Origin of the sequence: Clostridioides sp. ZZV14-6153 (genome assembly GCF_020657855.1) — a bacterium.
Taxonomy (GTDB): Bacteria; Bacillota; Clostridia; order Peptostreptococcales; family Peptostreptococcaceae; genus Clostridioides.
The window spans coordinates 1-17,441 of sequence record NZ_JAGWCZ010000017.1 but is presented as its reverse complement, the minus strand read 5'-3'; the positions used below and the strand labels follow the sequence as shown (position 1 = coordinate 17,441).

Here is a 17,441-nt window from a genome sequence, read left to right as displayed (position 1 = left end):
TAATACCTCCCCCTTAAACATATTCTACATAAAAATATAGCTATATTTTCTTTTTTCCTTTATTTATTGAGTCTACAATTAAATCCCCTGTCTCAGTATAAAAGCGTATTGTTCTTCCATAATTCATTCCTGTATCTTCTGCTATTATAGGAATGTTTAAGCTTAAAAGAGTTTTTTTTACTGCTTCAACATTCCTATAGCCTATGCTTGCAATTGATGAATTACTATTTCCTAAAAACATCTGGGCTCCTCCAGCTATTTTTGCTTTTATATATGTCCTATTTGCACCTATATGCTCCATAGACTTAATAAGTTCATTTATTCCTGTGTCAGCAAATTTACATTTATTTTCAATATGAATAGCATCTTTACTATATGGCAACATAACATGTAACATTCCACCAATTCCCGCTATTTTATCTATCAAGCATACTCCTACACAAGAGCCAAGTGCATAAGTAACCAAAACATTTGGTTTATACACTATTTTCATATCTGCAATATTTACTATTATCTCTCTACTCATACTGCTAATCCCAATCTTACTAATATTTCTTTAAGCGAGTCCATTTCTGGAATCATCAATATGTGGCTAATAAAATAATTATCGCTATTTTTAAATTTATTTTCTATAAATAAAATTTTGTCCCCAACATCAGAAAATCTTATCATAGGTACATTTAACACAGCTCCAACCATATCAATACACATATCTGGAACTGAAATACTTATGTTCATATTTAGCATAGATGCAATAGCATTTACATAAGAACTTGCCATAATATTTCCTATTTCTTTGATTGCAGAAATTTCAATACCTGTAATTTCGTCTAAGAAAGCTTCATCTTTATTAAAAAGAGAGTTAAGCATAAGTTGAGTGATTGATTCATCCAGCAAAAACATAAACATCCCATTAATATCGCCCTTCATATCAAGTAAAATGCATACAACCTTGTTTTCTGGACCTCCAAGTAAATTTGTAGCTTCACTATATTCAAGTATCTTGACCATAGGTATTAATACTTCTATCTTACTATTTATCATGGATGCAAGTGCAGTAATTGCATTCCCAGAGCCTATATTACCAATTTCTCTAAGAGCATCTATATGGACATCATCAAGTTGTGAATAATTTATAATATAAACCCCTCCCTCTATTGTTACATTTATGTATTTTTACTATATAAAGGTGTATTTACAGCCTTTATTTTAAGGCATTATTTACAACTTTAATCAATGTTTCTGTTTTAAATGGCTTTACTATAAAATCTAATGCTCCAAGCTTTACAGCTTCCACAATCATATTTTCTTGCCCTATTGCAGAACACATCACCACTTTAGCATTTGAATCCAACATTTTTATTTCCTTTAATACCTCTAGACCATCTTTTTTAGGCATTGTAATATCAAGTAGTGTCAAATCAGGCATTTCATCTTTAAACATATTATAAGCTTCTTCTCCATCACTTGCTTCTACTAAATTATCGTAACCACTTTTACTCAGAGCTTCTTTAATCATCATTCTCATAAAAATAGCATCATCTACTATTAAAATTTTATTTTCCATAAAACTAACTCCTCCATACTTGTAACAATAAATGCTATTATTTTTCAGTCATTGTCTATACTTACTGACTTACTTTCCCTACATAATAAATACATTTCATCTATAAATAAAAGTACATATTCATGCTATATTATATTCAACTTTATTAATACAGTTTATCAATTAAAAAACTTATATCTCTATTGTAATATATGTTTGGCATTTTGACGAGTTATTAAAAACATAATCATATAAAAACGTAAAAAGTTGTCAAAAAACCAATTATATAGAAATATAATAAATTGAAAATATTTGTATAATATACATGTATTATCGGCTGAATTATAATTAAATTTATAGCCTATTATAATTAATAAATTCTTACATATTGCTAAAGGTAGATTTAAATTATGAACAAAATATTGATTAGAGATGATGATAGAGAACTTTGTGAACTACTCAAAAATTATGTAATTAAAGAAAATATAATATTATCACTTTTAAAGATAAAATAAAAATTGGGAGTGTATAATACACTCCCTCATGATTATCAACTTATTTATCCCTATAATAAGTTTTATCTATTAAAATTTATCAATGAATTTATCTTATTCCAATGTAAATATGAACTTCTTGCTTATTCATATCATATGTATTATTTTGATATTCTTCAAAATCACTTATATAAGTTCTATCAAAATCCATTTTCCAAAACTCAAACCAGAATTCTCCTACTGACTTTTGTATATCTCCTGTTATAGTGAATTTTGCATATTTACCACCTGGTATAACTTTACTTATAACAAACTCTCCACAAATATCTTTTTCATTAAATTCACTTAGATTGTTATCCTTATCATCTTCACTATTTACTTCACAACATGCTACAAAGTTATATGGATTTGTAAAATCACCTTGATAGTCTGTATATAAACCTATTGTTTTATCATTTTTTTTACCTTTTATAGCATTATAGATACCTTTCCCCATAAAGTTTTTCCATAATTCACCTATGTCTTTTACTGCTTGCCCATTGTTATTTGTAGTTTCTTTTGATACACCTACTACTATTTTTTCACTTATATGTACTATTTCATAATCCATACTTTATACCTCACTTTAGCTTTATTGATTGCTTTTGATTATATGTTTATTTGATTTAATTATAATTTATAAAATACGACATCTATATGTCATATATTTTAATATAATTAAATTTAGTAATAGTAACTTATAAGGAATACATATTAAACATCTCTTTCAATCTATTTATAACATTATCTCTAATGAATTTAGGTTCAAGTACTTCAACACTATCTCCAAAAGATAAGATATATCCATAAATCCACTCTCCAATTGGGAATTCTGCAATTACATCATACGTATTATCTTCATTTTTAGTTATTAAATCATTGTTAAAATCATCAAAAACTCTATATAGCATCTTTTCTTTAAATCTTAGCCTTAGAGTTACAATATGTTCTTTAATTATTTTAGAGTCATCTAAACATGCCTCTTCAATCATCTTTCTTGAAAATAAGTCTTCTTTTACTACTAAGTTTTTCATTCTACTGATTCTAAATATTCTAAAATCGTCCTTTAATTTGCAAAACCCATACAAATACCAAGTCTTACTTTTATACATTAGCTTCATAGGTTCGACAGTTCTATTTGTCTGACTTGAAAAACTATTTACATAATCAAAATTTATAGTGTTGCGTCTTAAAATAGCATTTTTTATTTTTGTAAATTTATCATCCTCATTAAAATTACTTCCCCATTCAGTAAAATCTATTTCAATCCAGTTTGCAAAATTACTTTCTCCAAATATTGAACCAATTTTATCTACTACTGAATTTATTTCTGGATACTTTGTTGCTTGCAATGTTTGAAGTGCTATTATTAGACTCTCCTTATCTTCCTTTGACAATATAGTTTTGTCTATAGAATATTCTTCTATTAAAGATATTCCTCCTCCTTTGCCTTTAGTCATATATACTGGTACCCCTGACATAGACAGAGTTTCTATATCTCTATATATAGTTCTTGTAGAAACTTCAAACCTCTCAGCCAACGCTTTAGCAGTAACTAATTTTTTATTTAATAGTATTACTATTATTTCTGTTAATCTATTTATTTTCACCTATTATCACCCACTAAAATTATTATATATTATATTAAATTGCTTTTTTCTCGTATACTTTATAATTTATTAATTTTACTATTATATTATATATTTTAAAGCTTTTTATATTTTATTCCTACAATATTTAAGCAAATTTTTAATAAATAAATTTATATGCTACTATTTTGAAGTTATGTAATATTTTAGATATTTTTTCGTTGACAATGTTAAATTTTTGATTTATCCTTAATTAAGGACATGTTATTGACATTTCTGAAACTTATTTGAAAAACAATTTTACTATATAATTCTATGTAATTTAGTTTTATTATATAATTCTATGTAACTTAGGAAAACGTATTATATTTAAGAAAGCGTATTTTCTATTTCAAATTCAAATAAGTACAATATTTATTTTTTAGGGAGGCAATCATGGAAATTAATAAAAAACACTTTATTCAAGTCTTTTTAACTTGCTTAATCTTAGTAGTAATATGTGAATTTATAGGACAAAGAACCTTAGCTATTGGTTCAGCTTCTATAATACTATTTCCAATGCTTTATGCAGTTATAATCGGACTTATAATAACACCTGACTTATTGGGAAAAAAAATTAAAGCACTTAAAAAAGTTATTGGAGAAAAAGAAATCAATATTGCTGGTGAAGTTGTTGGAATTGCACTAGTAATGCTTGGTATAAAATATGGGACTACTGTTGGTCCAAACATCGATAAGATAATTCAAGCTGGACCTGCATTTCTTGCTCAAGAATTTGGTCACATACTTGCACCAATAGTTGCATTACCTCTTGCATTAATGTTTGGTATGAAAAGAGAAGCTATTGGAGCTACTGCAAGTATAAGCCGTGAACCTTCTTTAGGAGTTATATCTGAAAAATATGGAATAAATTCTCCAGAAGGTAGTGGCGTACTTGGTACATATTTAATGGGTACAGTTCTTGGTACTATATATTTTAGTGTGTTAGGCTCAGTGTCAATTTATAGTGGCCTTCATCCATATGCTTTAGGAATGGCTTGTGGTGTCGGTAGTGGAAGTATGATGACCGCAGCTGCTGGTTCACTTTCTACCATGGTACCTCCAGAAATGGCAGATACAATACTTGCCTATGCAGCAACAAGTAATATGATGTCTAGTATAACAGGAATTATATTCTTGGTCTTTGTATCTTTACCATTTACTAACTTTATGTACAAAATTTTAGAACCTAAATTTTCAAGAAGTAAAAAGGCTGAAGAAACAAAAACTACAAAAGGAGAGTGCTAATAAATGTTTGCTAATTTAGATTTAAAGAAAAGTTCATATCAATTATTGGTTATGTCTATTATTGGAGTTATAATTCTTATAGGGCAAAGAATTAGTGTTGGTACATCTATAGTAACAGCTTTTCCTGGAATGGTAATGTTAATATTAGCTGCTATGGCTGCTATGATTATAAAGGATTTATTTCCTAAATCAATATTTCCTGCTTTTGGATTTGCAACTATAATAGGTCTTTTACTTAGTATGCCATATAGTCCAACATCTGAAGTATTCTTAACTAGCACTAATAATATTAATTTTATGGCTATAACTACTCCTCTACTAGCTTTTGCAGGAATTTCTGTTGGAAACAAAATAGAAGCTTTAAAGGAAATGTCATGGAAAATAGTTATAATATCACTTGTTGTTTTTACAACTATATTCTTTGCATGTGCAAGTATAGCTCATATAGTTTTAAGTATTCAAGGTAAAATATAGGAGGAACTTATTATGAATAAAGAACAATTAAAATCTCTAGTAATAAAGACTATCGATGAAAACAAAGAAAAAATATTAGAAATAGGTCATGGAATCTACAAGAATCCAGAATATGGATATAAAGAGTATAAAACTACAGAAGCTGTTTCAAACTTTTTTGAACAAGAACTAAACTTATCTGTCGAAAAAAATATAGCTGTTACAGGATGTAAGGCAGATACAAATTCTGGTAAAGAAGGTCCTCATATATCTATACTTGGAGAATTAGATGGTATATCATGCAAAGAACATAAAGATTCTAATGAAATAGGTGCATCTCATACTTGTGGACATAATATACAAATAGCTGGAATGTTAGGTGCTGCTGTTGGTTTAGTAAAAAGTGGAGTTTTAGAACATTTAGATGGTAAAATATCTTTTATGGCTACTCCTGCTGAAGAATTTATTGAATTAGAATACAGAGAACAATTGAAAAAAGAAGGAAAAATAACTTACTTTGGTGGAAAACAAGAACTAATAAAAAGAGGTTATTTTGATGATATAGATATATCTATGATGTTTCACTCTTCAGATTTAGGAGAGGATAAGGCTTTAGTTGGCCCTGAAAGTAATGGCTTTGTCGGCAAAAAGGTTAAATTTATAGGAAAAGAATCTCATGCTGGTTCTGCTCCACATGATGGAATAAATGCTTTAAATGCAGCAATGCTTGCTATAAATAATGTAAATGCACTTAGAGAGACTTTTAAAGAATCTGAAAGAGTTAGATTTCATCCTATCATCACAAAAGGTGGAGATATAGTAAATGTTGTTCCTGCTGATGTTCATATGGAATCATATGTAAGAGCCAGAACTATAAATGGCATGATAGATGCTAATAAAAGAATAAATAAAGCATTAATGGCTGGTGGAATGGCGGTTGGAGCTGATGTTGAGATAACTGAAATTCCTGGGTATCTACCAATATTAAGATACAAAAACCTTGATAACCTATTTAAAAATAACCTTGAAGATTTAGGTTTAAAAGGAAAGATTATCGATGGTGGAGATTTCACTGGTTCATTTGATTTTGGAGATGTATCTCATATAATGCCTACCCTTCACCCTATGATTGGTGGTGTAAAAGGTGCTCTTCATACGAGAGATTTTGAAATAGTTGATGAAGACTTAGCTTACATAGTTCCTGCTAAGGCTATGGCACTTACAGTTGTAGACCTTCTTTTTGATAATGCTAAGGAGACTAAAGATATACTGGATGCCTTTACTCCAGTTATGACTAAAGAAGAATACTTAACATTCTTAGAAAAACACGACAAAACTTTATAGGTCTGTTAAAGATTGATTTATATAATATAAAAGGTGGTATATGTCATAGAGGCTCTACCATCTTTTCTTGTATTTCATTTTTTTATAGCATATAATTATTGTCTTGTTTTTTTGCAAATAGGTACTAATTGCAAAATTTATAAAGTTATGTTGAAGTATAATTGTAAGTGTGGTATGTTTTTTTAATAAAATAGAAACTTGTTTCCCCCACTAAAACAGGAATTTGAAAAGAGATGTTTTCTTATATCTGATGATAATCGTAAAGAAATTGAAGCAGAGCTATGTGGAAAAATCATAGATACACCAGGACATACCTCTGATTCAATTTCACTTCTACTCGATATAGATAGAAATCCTGATAAAATATTAAATCAGTTTATTCGATAACACCCTTTTCCTGCTTCCTTTGCTGCATAAAGAGCTTCATCTGCCTTACTATATAAATCTTCAAAATTAGTAATATTTTTATCACAGATTGAACATCCTAAACTAATATGAAATACATAATTATTCTGTGATAAATCTTCCATATTATTTAACGCATCAAATAATTTCTCAAAGTGCATTCTACACTTCTCCTCATTATTTAAATCCTTAGCGTAGATGGCAAATTCATCACCACCTAATCTTAAAACTACACTATCATAAAAAATATTCTTTATATTATCAGCTACAGCTTGTAAATAACGGTCACCTACAATATGACCATAAGAATCATTGATATATTTAAAATCATCTATATCGATAAGAATAAAGGCTCCATACTTTTTTTCGTCCATAAGCTGTTCAATCATTTCAACACCAGCACCTCGATTATATATACCTGTCAATAAATCAATTTCTGATTTAGTTCTATATTTAATGTAGTTTTCTACACTTTCGATACGGTCATTTAGAATAAAAAAGTTGACACCTACAGATAAAAAATAAAAAATAACTAAATCAACTAAATCCGCCATAAACATATTTATATCCTTTGCTATAAAGCAACAAATACCATAGATTATAGCAGTTCCTGTTATGTAGAGAATAATTCTCCACGGTTTATCCAATATGAATAAAGGAAGTACACATATAAAGACCATAATCGTGATTGATGGTTCTGTTTTATCTAGAAAAGTTCCCATCAAAATACCCATTATCATAGCTGGAGTTAATGCCAAATAAAAGATAAGTGTTATATACTGAGAATGTTTTTTTAAGTAAAATTTAGAAATAATATAAAGAATAAAAAAGTATCCAAGTATAATAAAAAACTCTATATTAAAAGTAACAACTTCTGATAAAATTAATCCAAATACAAACACCATAGCTGAAATAGTGAGTCCTAATAATGATAAACCACAGAAACTTCGATAATTTCTCAATCTAATTTCAGATTTATACAAATTCATCTTCTTTGCTTTAAAATTCTTTAATATTGTTTCTAACATCATACCCCCCTTGTACATTACACACTCTCATTCACGAATTATTTAATGCTTCTACAGTTCAACTACTGTTGATACACTTATAAATAAACTCTCACATTATTTATTAATTTAAAAAGTGATTTAACTATCATATAGTACTATTACTCATATTTTTTTATTTCGATATTAAAAACAATCCAATAATTTCCAATTATATAAATTGATTATATTTCCAATATATTTTTTATAAAAATATAATAATATTACTATCTAGTTTACAAAAACATATAAATAGCTTAATATTTTTAATTTTATTTTAATATCTCTTTACTTATTATCGAATATATTATAGCATTCTCATATACAAAAGTCATTAAAAAAGAGCTCCTACATAGGTTATATTCATCATAATATAAACTTGTGTATTTTACTATTTCTCTACCATTCTTTAATCTTTTATATTTTTCATATATTCTTATGACAATTTATCCTCTTACATATTATTTTTTAATTCTAACCCAAATACTCCACTTTAGCTGTTATAAAGTTTTGTATTTTATTAATTTATTCTTTTACTAACTTAATATTCCACTAGATTTTTATAAAACTTTGTTTTAAAATTAATTTTAAAGCGTATATATAATGTAGATAACTTAGACATAATTCGGTATCAATCTACTTAAAGCATATTTAATTAACACCACTCATCCAGAAAATTCAGAAAATTACATTGACATAGGAAAAAGTTTATTTTATACTTTTTTTAGGACACATTGTGGACACGTCTTAAATTGACAGTCATAATTTACATCATAAATTTGACCACAATACTCATTTTCAATATTATATTTTAAAAACATAGGGAGGATATTATGAATGATAACGTAGTTAAAAAGAAGAACTTTTTTGACAGAACATTGAACAGAATAGAAATTGTTGGTAACAAACTACCAGACCCAGTTACAATATTTTTAGGATTATGTGTACTTTTACTTATACTATCTAGCATAATCGGTTCTATGGGTATATCAGTAGTTCATCCTGGTACTGGTGAGACTATAACTGCTGTAAATTTATTAACTGTAGAACAACTTCAGATTTTATTAGGAAATATTGTTAGTAATTTTCAAGGCTTTGCACCTTTAGGTCTAGTTTTAGTTACTATGATAGGTGCTGGTGTTTGTGATAAAACTGGACTTATGACAGCAACAATAAAGGCATCAGTAAGCAAAATTCCTGAAACAAAAGTAACTCTTGTCGTAATGACTATAGGTATGCTTGCAAATATTGCATCAGATGCTGGTACAATACTATTCCCACCATTGGCTGCACTTGTATATCTTGGTGTTGGAAGACATCCACTTATAGGTTTATTTTCTGGATATGCCGCAGTCTGTCTAGGATTTGCAGCAAACATCATGATAAGTGTTAACGATATACTTGCTGCAAGCTTTACAGTACCAGCAGCTCAGATGATTGATTCTGGATTTGAAGCTAATGCAACAATGAACTTATTTTTTATGATAGCATCAACTTTTGTATTAATATTATTGGCAACTTGGGTAACAGAAAAAATTGTAGCTCCTAGATTTGGTAAATACGAGGGAAATGCAGAGTTAGATGTTGATGGTAGTCTTAGCGATGTAGAAAAAAAAGGACTTAAAAAAGCTGGTATAAGTATATTAATATATGCAGCAATTATAATAGCACTTAGTGTAATTGGTCAAAAACCATTCTTAGCAGACCCAGAAACAGGAGATTTATTATCAAATAATGCTCCTCTTATGAAAGGTATGGTACCTATAATAGCTTTAGCCTTTTTTATACCTGGTGTTGTATATGGAAAAACTATAGGTAAAATAAAAAAGGATAAAGATGTTGTCTCTATAATGGCTGGTGCAATGAGTGATATGGGCGGATATATAATACTAGCATTTGCTGCTTCACAGTTTTTGCAATTATTTACAAACAGTAATTTAGGTTTAATACTAGCTGTAAAAGGTGGAGAGTTTTTGAAATCAGCAGGAATAAATGGTCCTTTATTATTGATAGGATTTATTATATTATCGTGCTTTATAAATTTATTTATAGGAAGTGCATCTGCAAAGTGGGCTATACTTGCACCAATATTCGTACCAATGTTTATGATGGTTGGATACAATCCAGCACTTACACAAATGGCTTATCGTATAGGTGACTGTATAACAAATCCACTTAGCCCATTATTCCCATACTTCCCTATTATACTAGCATTTACAAGAAAGTATGATAAGGATGCGGGTATGGGGACTGTAATAGCTAATATGTTACCATACTCTATATCATTCTTGATAGTATGGACTATACTATTGATACTATTTATGGTGTTTAATATTCCATTAGGACCTGGAATATTCCCTTCTTATAGTATGTAATTTATTTAATTTTTTTCTAAAAGGAGAAATGATTTATGTTAAGTAAAAATAGACTTATAAATAATTTTATGGATATGGTTAGAATTGACAGTCCATCTAATCAAGAATTGGAAATGTCCAAGTGGATAGTAAACTATCTAAAAGAAAGAAATATAGACGCTATTATAGATGATGCTGGTGAAAAATATGGTGGTAATACGGGAAATGTCATCGCATATATAAAAGGCGAAGAAGGAAGTAGACCTCTTTGTTTATGTGCTCATATGGACCAAGTTCAACCTTGTTTAGGTGTAAATCCAATACTAGATGGTAACATAGTTAGAAGTGATGGGACTACCACACTTGGTGCAGATGACAAAGCTGGTATAGCCGCTATCCTTGAAGCTCTAGAACATGTTATTACAGAAAAAATACCACATAGAGATATATATCTATGTTTTACAATTTGTGAAGAAGCTGGTATGCATGGTGTTAAAAACTTTAACCCTGATAACTTACCTTGCAAGGATATGGTGATTTTAGATTCTGGTGGGGCTATTGGTTCTATAGCATATAAGGCTCCTGCACAGGAATCTATAAAAATCTCTTTTTATGGTAAAAAAGCACATGCTGGTATAGAACCTGAAAAAGGTATAAATGCTATATTGGTTGCCTCTCATGCAATAAGCAATATGCATATAGGTAGAATAGATTCTCTGACAACTTCAAACATAGGTAAAATAGAAGGTGGTGGAGCTACAAATATAGTAACTGATAAGGTTACATTGACTGCTGAAATCAGGTCTCATATCCCTGAAACTTTAGAATATGAACTTAATCATATGGAAAAATGTTGTTTAGATGCTGCATCTAAATTTAATACTACTTACACTTTTGAACATAATATGTCTTATCCAAGTTTTGAACTTAGTAGAGACAGTCATGTTTTTAAATTAAGTGAGGAAGCAATAAGACAAGTTGGTGTTGTTCCAAATCCAATGGTAATTGGTGGTGGTAGTGATGCAAATATACTAGCTAATCTTGGATATAACTGTGCTATATTAAGTTTAGGGATGTATGATGTACACACAGTTAATGAATATGTAAATATAGATGAATTATATGATACTGCTAAAATAGTTTATCATATGATTAAATTATAATTATTATATATTCTTCTAAATTAGCATATCATATGTCTAGATTATAGATATTAGATTTTACTTTTAAATCAGTCTATCATATGATTAAGTTAAATAATAAATTATAAAAAATTAATGATAAATTAGAGTGCTATCACTCATATAAATACTTTTATACAATATTACTCTTTAAATCTCATAATTAAAAACCTATGTATTTTCAACTCTATAAGTACTATCTTAAAAAGTTGATTTACATAGGTTTTAGTGTTTTATATGACACTTAATACAATCTTATATAATATTTTAAAACAATATCTCAGTAATATTCTTTGGTCTTCCTCCACCAATACTAGTTTCTTTAGCACATATTCTACCTAGATTTGCACTTACTATTTTATTCAGTATACGCCTTGCACTTCTTTCACTTACATTTAGATATTCTGCCAATTCTTTTGAATCGTAAATCTTACTTTTTCTATTTTCACTTATAGCTATGATTTTTGCTACTGATTCGCAACTCATCCCAGTTTTTTTAGATATTTCTATTATTTTTTCATCAGCCAATACTAGGGAGTAATTTAATTCATTTTCTGAGGCTAAAGGACCTCTTATATTTTCATCTTCATCTACTAAATATATACCAATCTCTTTTGAATCTATTGAATGTCTTAATGCTTTATGTGCATTATTTTCAGCTTGATATGCAGTTACTCCAGTACCAATCCCTATACTAAGAGAAAATCCCATGTCTTTTATATCTCTTTTTAGCTTAAATAATTTATCATAATTGTACTCATTATCAGCTACACCTTTATGAACAAATACTACATAATCATTTCTTCCAAACGAAAATAAAGAACCTTGAATACTTCTTGCATAGTTTACTACAAGCTTATCCATATCTGATTTTTTTATCATATCAGAATAATAGTTTTCTATCTTCTCTTTATAATCTATTAAACTCAATATTTCTACTGCAATTTGAGAAAATCTAGCCTCGCTTAGAGCATATTCACTCTTCACTTTTTCATAACTTTCTTTGATTAATTGTATAGTTGCTTGTAGGCGAAATACAGGATAACCTCTTTGCTTTAACTCATTGTACACTGCTCCAAAACCGGTTATCATTATCTCAGTCTTATTTTCTTCAAACAATTGTATATGCCACTTTGCAAGTTCAGATTCTCCTACTTCTACAGAAAATGGCCTACAAAATATACTTGTAGCTTCAATATCAAACTCTTTAAGTGCATCTTCTACAACATATCTATCAACTACATCTATACTAAATTTATCTAGCTTTATATTTGCACTCTTTATTGCCCAAAATGCTTTCATTATACTTGTCCCACTTCTTGGAACAAATGAATGTGGTTTACTTATTTCATATCTAGATTTTATAAACTCATAGACTCCACACCCTGTAAATATAATGGCATCACATTCATCTTCACATTTCGAAATAACTTCTACTGTATCTACTACTTTTTCTCTTACATATATTTTAGTTTCTAAATTGCTGTCTATCTGTTTTAAGTCTTCCTTTATCTTAAAGCCAGAGTCTGAAGGACCTATAATACCCACTATCATAAACTTCGCTCCTAATCCATCAATATTGTACTTGCTAAAAAAATTATAATGTCATTGCTTTTTATTTTTTATTTAATTTATTATCTCACATTCTATATTTACGGTAAAGAACCTCTATACAAGCGTTTAGGATAAAAATGTCTGAAAAATAAATTTTAAATACTATAAAGCCTATATATATTCAATCTTGAATTATTAATTGATTGAATATATACAGACTATCTTACATTTAATTTAGACAACCTATCACAGAATATATTATATTTAAATGAAGCATATTATTTTAAGTAGTTATTAGTTTACTATCTTGATGATTATAAAGTAAACTTTCAAAATCCCTACTTGGAATAGGCTTACAATAGTAATATCCTTGAATTACCACGCAATTTAAACTGGCCAAAAACTCTGCTTGCTCTTTTGTTTCTACACCTTCTGCAACTACATCCATTTTTAAGTCCTTAGCCATTGCTATAGTATGCTTTAAAACAATTTTTTCTCTTTCTGTAATTTCTTTTTCATTAAAAAATCCACAATCTATCTTTAATGTGTCAATATTTATATTTTTTAACATATTTAATGAAGAATATGCTGAACCAAAATCATCCATATTTAAAATAATACCATCTGTTCTAAGCTCTGCTATTATCTTGGCAAATAACTTTATATTTTTAATAAATAAGCTTTCTGTAAGTTCTAATTCAAAAAATGATTTTGGTATATTATATCTATTTATTAGACCTAAAACAATATATCTAAATTGAGGATTATACAAGTGTAATCTTGATACATTTACGGAAATAGGTACTGGCTTCTGACCTAAGTTTATCCATTTTCTTATCAAAGCACATACTTGCTCCCATATATACATATCTAGTTTAATGATAAATCCATTCTTCTCAAATAATGATATAAATTTATTTGGAGGTATTATACCTTTTTCTGGATGTATCCATCTAACTAAAGCCTCTGCTCCTATAATTTTATTTATTTCAAGATTATATTTAGGTTGTAAGTATACATGAAACTGTCCATTTTCCAATGCATATTCCATTTCTCTTTCCATCTGTTTTTCTTCAATTGCATCATTTCTCATAGCTTCATCATAAAACATATGATGATTTATGCTCTGCTTCTTTACATTTTTATGTGCATATCCTGCCATTTCACAGGCATTTGTAACTGATATATTATTATCCAGAATCCTATAAATTCCAAAGCATGGTATTAACATATACTCAAATTGCTTTGTACTTAAATTTTTTGTAATTTTATAAATTAATTTATCTACATCTTTATCCTGATAGCACTCATAAAAAATGCAAAACACATCTGCATACATACGACAACAGATTCCCTTAGAAGTAATATTTTTTTTAATCAGTTCTGCAATATATATTAATGCTCTATCTCCCTCTTGAATACCATAAATATCATTAATTACCTTGAACTTATCTATATCCATCATTATAGCAACATAATGTTTATCAGGATGTTTTTTAAGTAATAAGTTTGCTTGTTGACAAAAGTCTTCGTAATTATATAGCCCTGTCAATATATCTCTTTGTCTTTTACGTATTTGCATAATATGGTCTATATTTTTAATAGAAAGCAAAATATGTGTCTGATTTTCACCAAATTTATTTTTACTGATAACATTTATGATACACATGGATGTCCAATAGTACCTTTTATCCTCTCCTAAACATCTACATTCAAAACTCAACTTTAAGTCCTCTTGCTTGTTATTTTTTGAATCATCAAGAAACTTTGAATAAAGATTAGAGTAAAATATAGCTCTATCATCAGGATGAACTATATAATTTCTAATGTATAAAAATGTTTTTTGTATATTCTCTTTTACAGAAATTTTAAAAATATTGTTTTCTGATTGATGGATTGGAGTAATTAAATTTTTCTCTAAGCAAATATCTAAGATAATATCATATGTATTATAAACTAGTTTTTCATAAGTTTTAGAATATCCATCACTTGTTATACTGTCAAAAGGTTCTTCCGTCTCTAAACTTTCATATGTAGATAAAATTCTTTTTTCTGAACCAGTTAAATTGTTTATCCCCTCTACTTTATTGCTCTTTAGTTTATTTTTTTCATAATATCTTTGCTTATCTTGATACATTCTCTCATCAGCAATTTTAGCCAAGCTATGTATATTTATACTATCTTCACTCCAAATACTTCCTATTGCTACACTATATACCCTAGTATCTTTAAACTCTTCACTTAACCAAGTAACCTTTTCTTCAAATAGTTGTTTTGAAATTTCCTCACATAATACAACAAACTCATCTCCACCAATACGATAAATATTATAGGAATGAAAGTATTTTTTTATAATTACACAGGTTGACACAATAGCAGAGTCGCCACTAGCATGTCCGAAGTTATCATTAATATCTTTTAATCCATTTATATCTATAAACACAACACCTATAGATTTAGCTTTATTGCTGTAAAAATTATCTATGCATTTAATATATTTATTTCTATTGTAAACCCCAGTCAAAAAGTCATAATAACTCATATGATTCAATTTATTTTCTACCTCTCTCTTTTTCATTTCAGTCAATAAAAAATAAGATAGAGAAGTCAAAAGAGATGTATCTTTAACAGCTCTCTTTGGATTATCAACTCCAATAAATCCAATAATTTTGTCATCTTGCTTTAATGAAGATGCTATTAAACTTTCAATATTTTGAGGTTTTAAAATTTCATACTCAATTGGTTGTGTTTCTTTTATATTTTCTATATTATCTAATATTATAAAACCTTTTTCATAAAATAATGAAAACCAATTTTTTAATGCTTCAATATCAATATCTTCAAGGAATTGTTTTTGTCCCTCAACGCCTTGATTGCACCATTCATATGTATTATTTATCTTTTTACCATCTGTGGACACTTCAAAAATATATGCTCTATCAGCCTTATGAAATTTCCCAATACTGCTTAATACAAGATTTATAGCATTTGAAAAATTAGTTTCTGTTATAAGATGTTTAATACACCCAACTAGTAATTCTTTTATTTCCAATTTTTCCTCTATCGACTTACTTATATTTTCCTTATCAGTAATATCAAGAGCTATTTCCAGTCGTGCAGTTTTACCTTCCCACTTAATTAATTTATCTTTTAATATAAAATGTCTATCTATTTCAGTGTTTGTATTTTCCCATATGTAATATTCATCATCTTTCAAAAAAGAGTTAGTACAAAATTCACAAGGAGAATCTCTCCCTTGTAATGCTTCATAACATTTTCTATGAGAAATATCATCAAGTCCTAGCACCCTTTTCCCATTTTTATTAATATATAAAAGTTCATATGTATCCAAGGAGGAAACATATATAATTTCATCTAATTCATCTACTAAATTTCTCACACTCATTTATGTATAACTCCTTTTATCCAATTTTTTAAATTCTTGAAACTATGTCAAGTTTTGCTATACCTTTGATGATGCTATTGTACTTTTTTATAAAAAAAAAGAATACAATAGCATCATCTTTTTTGACAAATAGAGCTCATCATTATATCACTCACCTAAGCTCTCTAAAACTTAAATTATCATAAATATCTTTTGCTGTACATACTATTTTTTTAATCTTCATATAATTCTTATTATTTGTCCCTTAACTTAGTCCTAAGCAAGTTTTATATTATAAGAATCATATTTTATGCTCATATCTTCATCCAATATATAATTGAACTACTCCACCTTAACTACCTTCGATAACGTTTGAAGGTGGAGATTCCTATTCGATAGTACTTTTGTACTAAGCATTCATAGGCTCTAAGGACTGTTCCATCCCCACTAATCTTAATCCTTCTTTTAGTATATTTACACTAGCATTTATATCTCTGTCATGCTGTGTATTGCACTTTTGACAAACCCACTTTCTAAGGGATAAGTTCTTTACATCTTTATTTCTATGAGCACATACACTACATAACTGACTTGATGGATATGTGTTTCCTATTACAGAAATTACTCTCCCATACCAAGTAGCCTTATACTCAAGTAACCTTCTAAATTCATACCAACTAACTTCATTTATTGCACCTGCTAATTTATGATTCTTAATCATATTACTCACTTTCAAATCTTCTAAACAAATTATTTGGTTTTCT

Annotated in this window: 14 protein-coding genes; 5 read left to right on the top strand and 9 right to left on the bottom strand. The window is 28.3% G+C overall.

What is annotated here, in order from left to right:
• Nucleotides 1–40 precede the first annotated feature (40 nt).
• The 5 genes from KGF46_RS16665 to KGF46_RS16645 form a co-directional block, all read right to left on the bottom strand.
• Entirely contained in the window at nucleotides 41–526 is a 486-nt protein-coding gene (locus KGF46_RS16665; RefSeq protein WP_227842761.1) for a chemotaxis protein CheD, read from the bottom strand.
• A complete protein-coding gene (locus tag KGF46_RS20415) occupies nucleotides 523–1,107 on the bottom strand; it encodes a chemotaxis protein CheC (protein ID WP_227862193.1) in 585 nt (194 codons plus the stop codon). Before KGF46_RS20415 ends, KGF46_RS16665 begins: the two co-directional genes overlap by 4 nt.
• A gap of 97 nt (nucleotides 1,108–1,204) precedes the next feature.
• Nucleotides 1,205–1,567, bottom strand: coding sequence for a response regulator (locus KGF46_RS16655; RefSeq protein ID WP_227829997.1), 363 nt, complete (start codon nucleotides 1,565–1,567; stop codon nucleotides 1,205–1,207).
• A 582-nt stretch (nucleotides 1,568–2,149) separates the two neighbouring features.
• Nucleotides 2,150–2,650 (bottom strand): GyrI-like domain-containing protein, encoded by a 501-nt coding sequence (locus KGF46_RS16650; RefSeq protein ID WP_227829998.1) that lies wholly within the window; start codon nucleotides 2,648–2,650, stop codon nucleotides 2,150–2,152.
• Nucleotides 2,651–2,777: 127 nt separating this feature from the next.
• A complete protein-coding gene (locus tag KGF46_RS16645) occupies nucleotides 2,778–3,689 on the bottom strand; it encodes a helix-turn-helix transcriptional regulator (RefSeq protein ID WP_227829999.1) in 912 nt (303 codons plus the stop codon).
• 414 nt (nucleotides 3,690–4,103) lie between these two features.
• Between KGF46_RS16645 and KGF46_RS16640 the strand changes: the two genes are divergently transcribed.
• From KGF46_RS16640 to KGF46_RS16630, 3 genes are read left to right on the top strand one after another with little or no spacing between them, the layout of a single operon-like run.
• Nucleotides 4,104–4,955 carry a DUF3100 domain-containing protein gene (locus KGF46_RS16640; protein ID WP_227830000.1) on the top strand — a complete coding sequence of 284 codons (852 nt, stop codon included), beginning with the start codon at nucleotides 4,104–4,106 and terminating at the stop codon, nucleotides 4,953–4,955.
• A 3-nt stretch (nucleotides 4,956–4,958) separates the two neighbouring features.
• Nucleotides 4,959–5,429 (top strand): hypothetical protein, encoded by a 471-nt coding sequence (locus tag KGF46_RS16635; RefSeq protein ID WP_227830001.1) that lies wholly within the window; start codon nucleotides 4,959–4,961, stop codon nucleotides 5,427–5,429.
• A 12-nt stretch (nucleotides 5,430–5,441) separates the two neighbouring features.
• Nucleotides 5,442–6,752 carry a M20 family metallopeptidase gene (locus tag KGF46_RS16630; protein WP_227830002.1) on the top strand — a complete coding sequence of 437 codons (1,311 nt, stop codon included), beginning with the start codon at nucleotides 5,442–5,444 and terminating at the stop codon, nucleotides 6,750–6,752.
• Between the two features lie 371 nt (nucleotides 6,753–7,123).
• On the opposite strand, the gene KGF46_RS16625 is transcribed toward KGF46_RS16630, so the two are convergent.
• Nucleotides 7,124–8,185, bottom strand: a complete 1,062-nt coding sequence (locus KGF46_RS16625; RefSeq protein ID WP_227830004.1) for a GGDEF domain-containing protein — start codon at nucleotides 8,183–8,185, stop codon at nucleotides 7,124–7,126.
• Between the two features lie 851 nt (nucleotides 8,186–9,036).
• On the opposite strand from KGF46_RS16625, the gene KGF46_RS16620 reads away from it, so the two are divergent.
• Together KGF46_RS16620 and KGF46_RS16615 are read left to right on the top strand one after the other, a co-directional pair.
• Nucleotides 9,037–10,578 (top strand): AbgT family transporter, encoded by a 1,542-nt coding sequence (locus tag KGF46_RS16620; RefSeq protein ID WP_227839684.1) that lies wholly within the window; start codon nucleotides 9,037–9,039, stop codon nucleotides 10,576–10,578.
• Between the two features lie 35 nt (nucleotides 10,579–10,613).
• On the top strand, nucleotides 10,614–11,720 hold the full coding sequence (locus tag KGF46_RS16615) for a M20/M25/M40 family metallo-hydrolase (RefSeq protein WP_227842765.1): 1,107 nt from the start codon (nucleotides 10,614–10,616) through the stop codon (nucleotides 11,718–11,720).
• A gap of 285 nt (nucleotides 11,721–12,005) precedes the next feature.
• Here KGF46_RS16615 and KGF46_RS16610 read toward each other — a convergent pair whose 3' ends face one another.
• The 3 genes from KGF46_RS16610 to KGF46_RS16600 form a co-directional block, all read right to left on the bottom strand.
• Entirely contained in the window at nucleotides 12,006–13,292 is a 1,287-nt protein-coding gene (locus tag KGF46_RS16610; RefSeq protein ID WP_227830007.1) for a transcriptional regulator, read from the bottom strand.
• Between the two features lie 283 nt (nucleotides 13,293–13,575).
• Complete coding sequence (locus KGF46_RS16605) at nucleotides 13,576–16,698, bottom strand: bifunctional diguanylate cyclase/phosphodiesterase (protein WP_227862185.1); 3,123 nt, start codon at nucleotides 16,696–16,698, stop codon at nucleotides 13,576–13,578.
• A 388-nt stretch (nucleotides 16,699–17,086) separates the two neighbouring features.
• On the bottom strand, nucleotides 17,087–17,441 hold a 355-nt coding region (locus tag KGF46_RS16600; protein WP_227850750.1), incomplete at its 5' end, for an RNA-guided endonuclease TnpB family protein.

Bases quoted from the DNA above. Each gene is read 5' to 3' on its own strand.
- KGF46_RS16615 (WP_227842765.1), top strand. From the start codon at position 10,614: ATGTTAAGTAAAAATAGACTTATAAATAATTTTATGGATATGGTTAGA.
- KGF46_RS16620 (WP_227839684.1), top strand. From the start codon at position 9,037: ATGAATGATAACGTAGTTAAAAAGAAGAACTTTTTTGACAGAACATTG.
- KGF46_RS16610 (WP_227830007.1), bottom strand. From the start codon at position 13,292: ATGATAGTGGGTATTATAGGTCCTTCAGACTCTGGCTTTAAGATAAAG.
- KGF46_RS16630 (WP_227830002.1), top strand. From the start codon at position 5,442: ATGAATAAAGAACAATTAAAATCTCTAGTAATAAAGACTATCGATGAA.
- KGF46_RS16640 (WP_227830000.1), top strand. From the start codon at position 4,104: ATGGAAATTAATAAAAAACACTTTATTCAAGTCTTTTTAACTTGCTTA.
- KGF46_RS16650 (WP_227829998.1), bottom strand. From the start codon at position 2,650: ATGGATTATGAAATAGTACATATAAGTGAAAAAATAGTAGTAGGTGTA.
- KGF46_RS16605 (WP_227862185.1), bottom strand. From the start codon at position 16,698: ATGAGTGTGAGAAATTTAGTAGATGAATTAGATGAAATTATATATGTT.
- KGF46_RS16635 (WP_227830001.1), top strand. From the start codon at position 4,959: ATGTTTGCTAATTTAGATTTAAAGAAAAGTTCATATCAATTATTGGTT.
- KGF46_RS16625 (WP_227830004.1), bottom strand. From the start codon at position 8,185: ATGTTAGAAACAATATTAAAGAATTTTAAAGCAAAGAAGATGAATTTG.
- KGF46_RS16655 (WP_227829997.1), bottom strand. From the start codon at position 1,567: ATGGAAAATAAAATTTTAATAGTAGATGATGCTATTTTTATGAGAATG.
- KGF46_RS16665 (WP_227842761.1), bottom strand. From the start codon at position 526: ATGAGTAGAGAGATAATAGTAAATATTGCAGATATGAAAATAGTGTAT.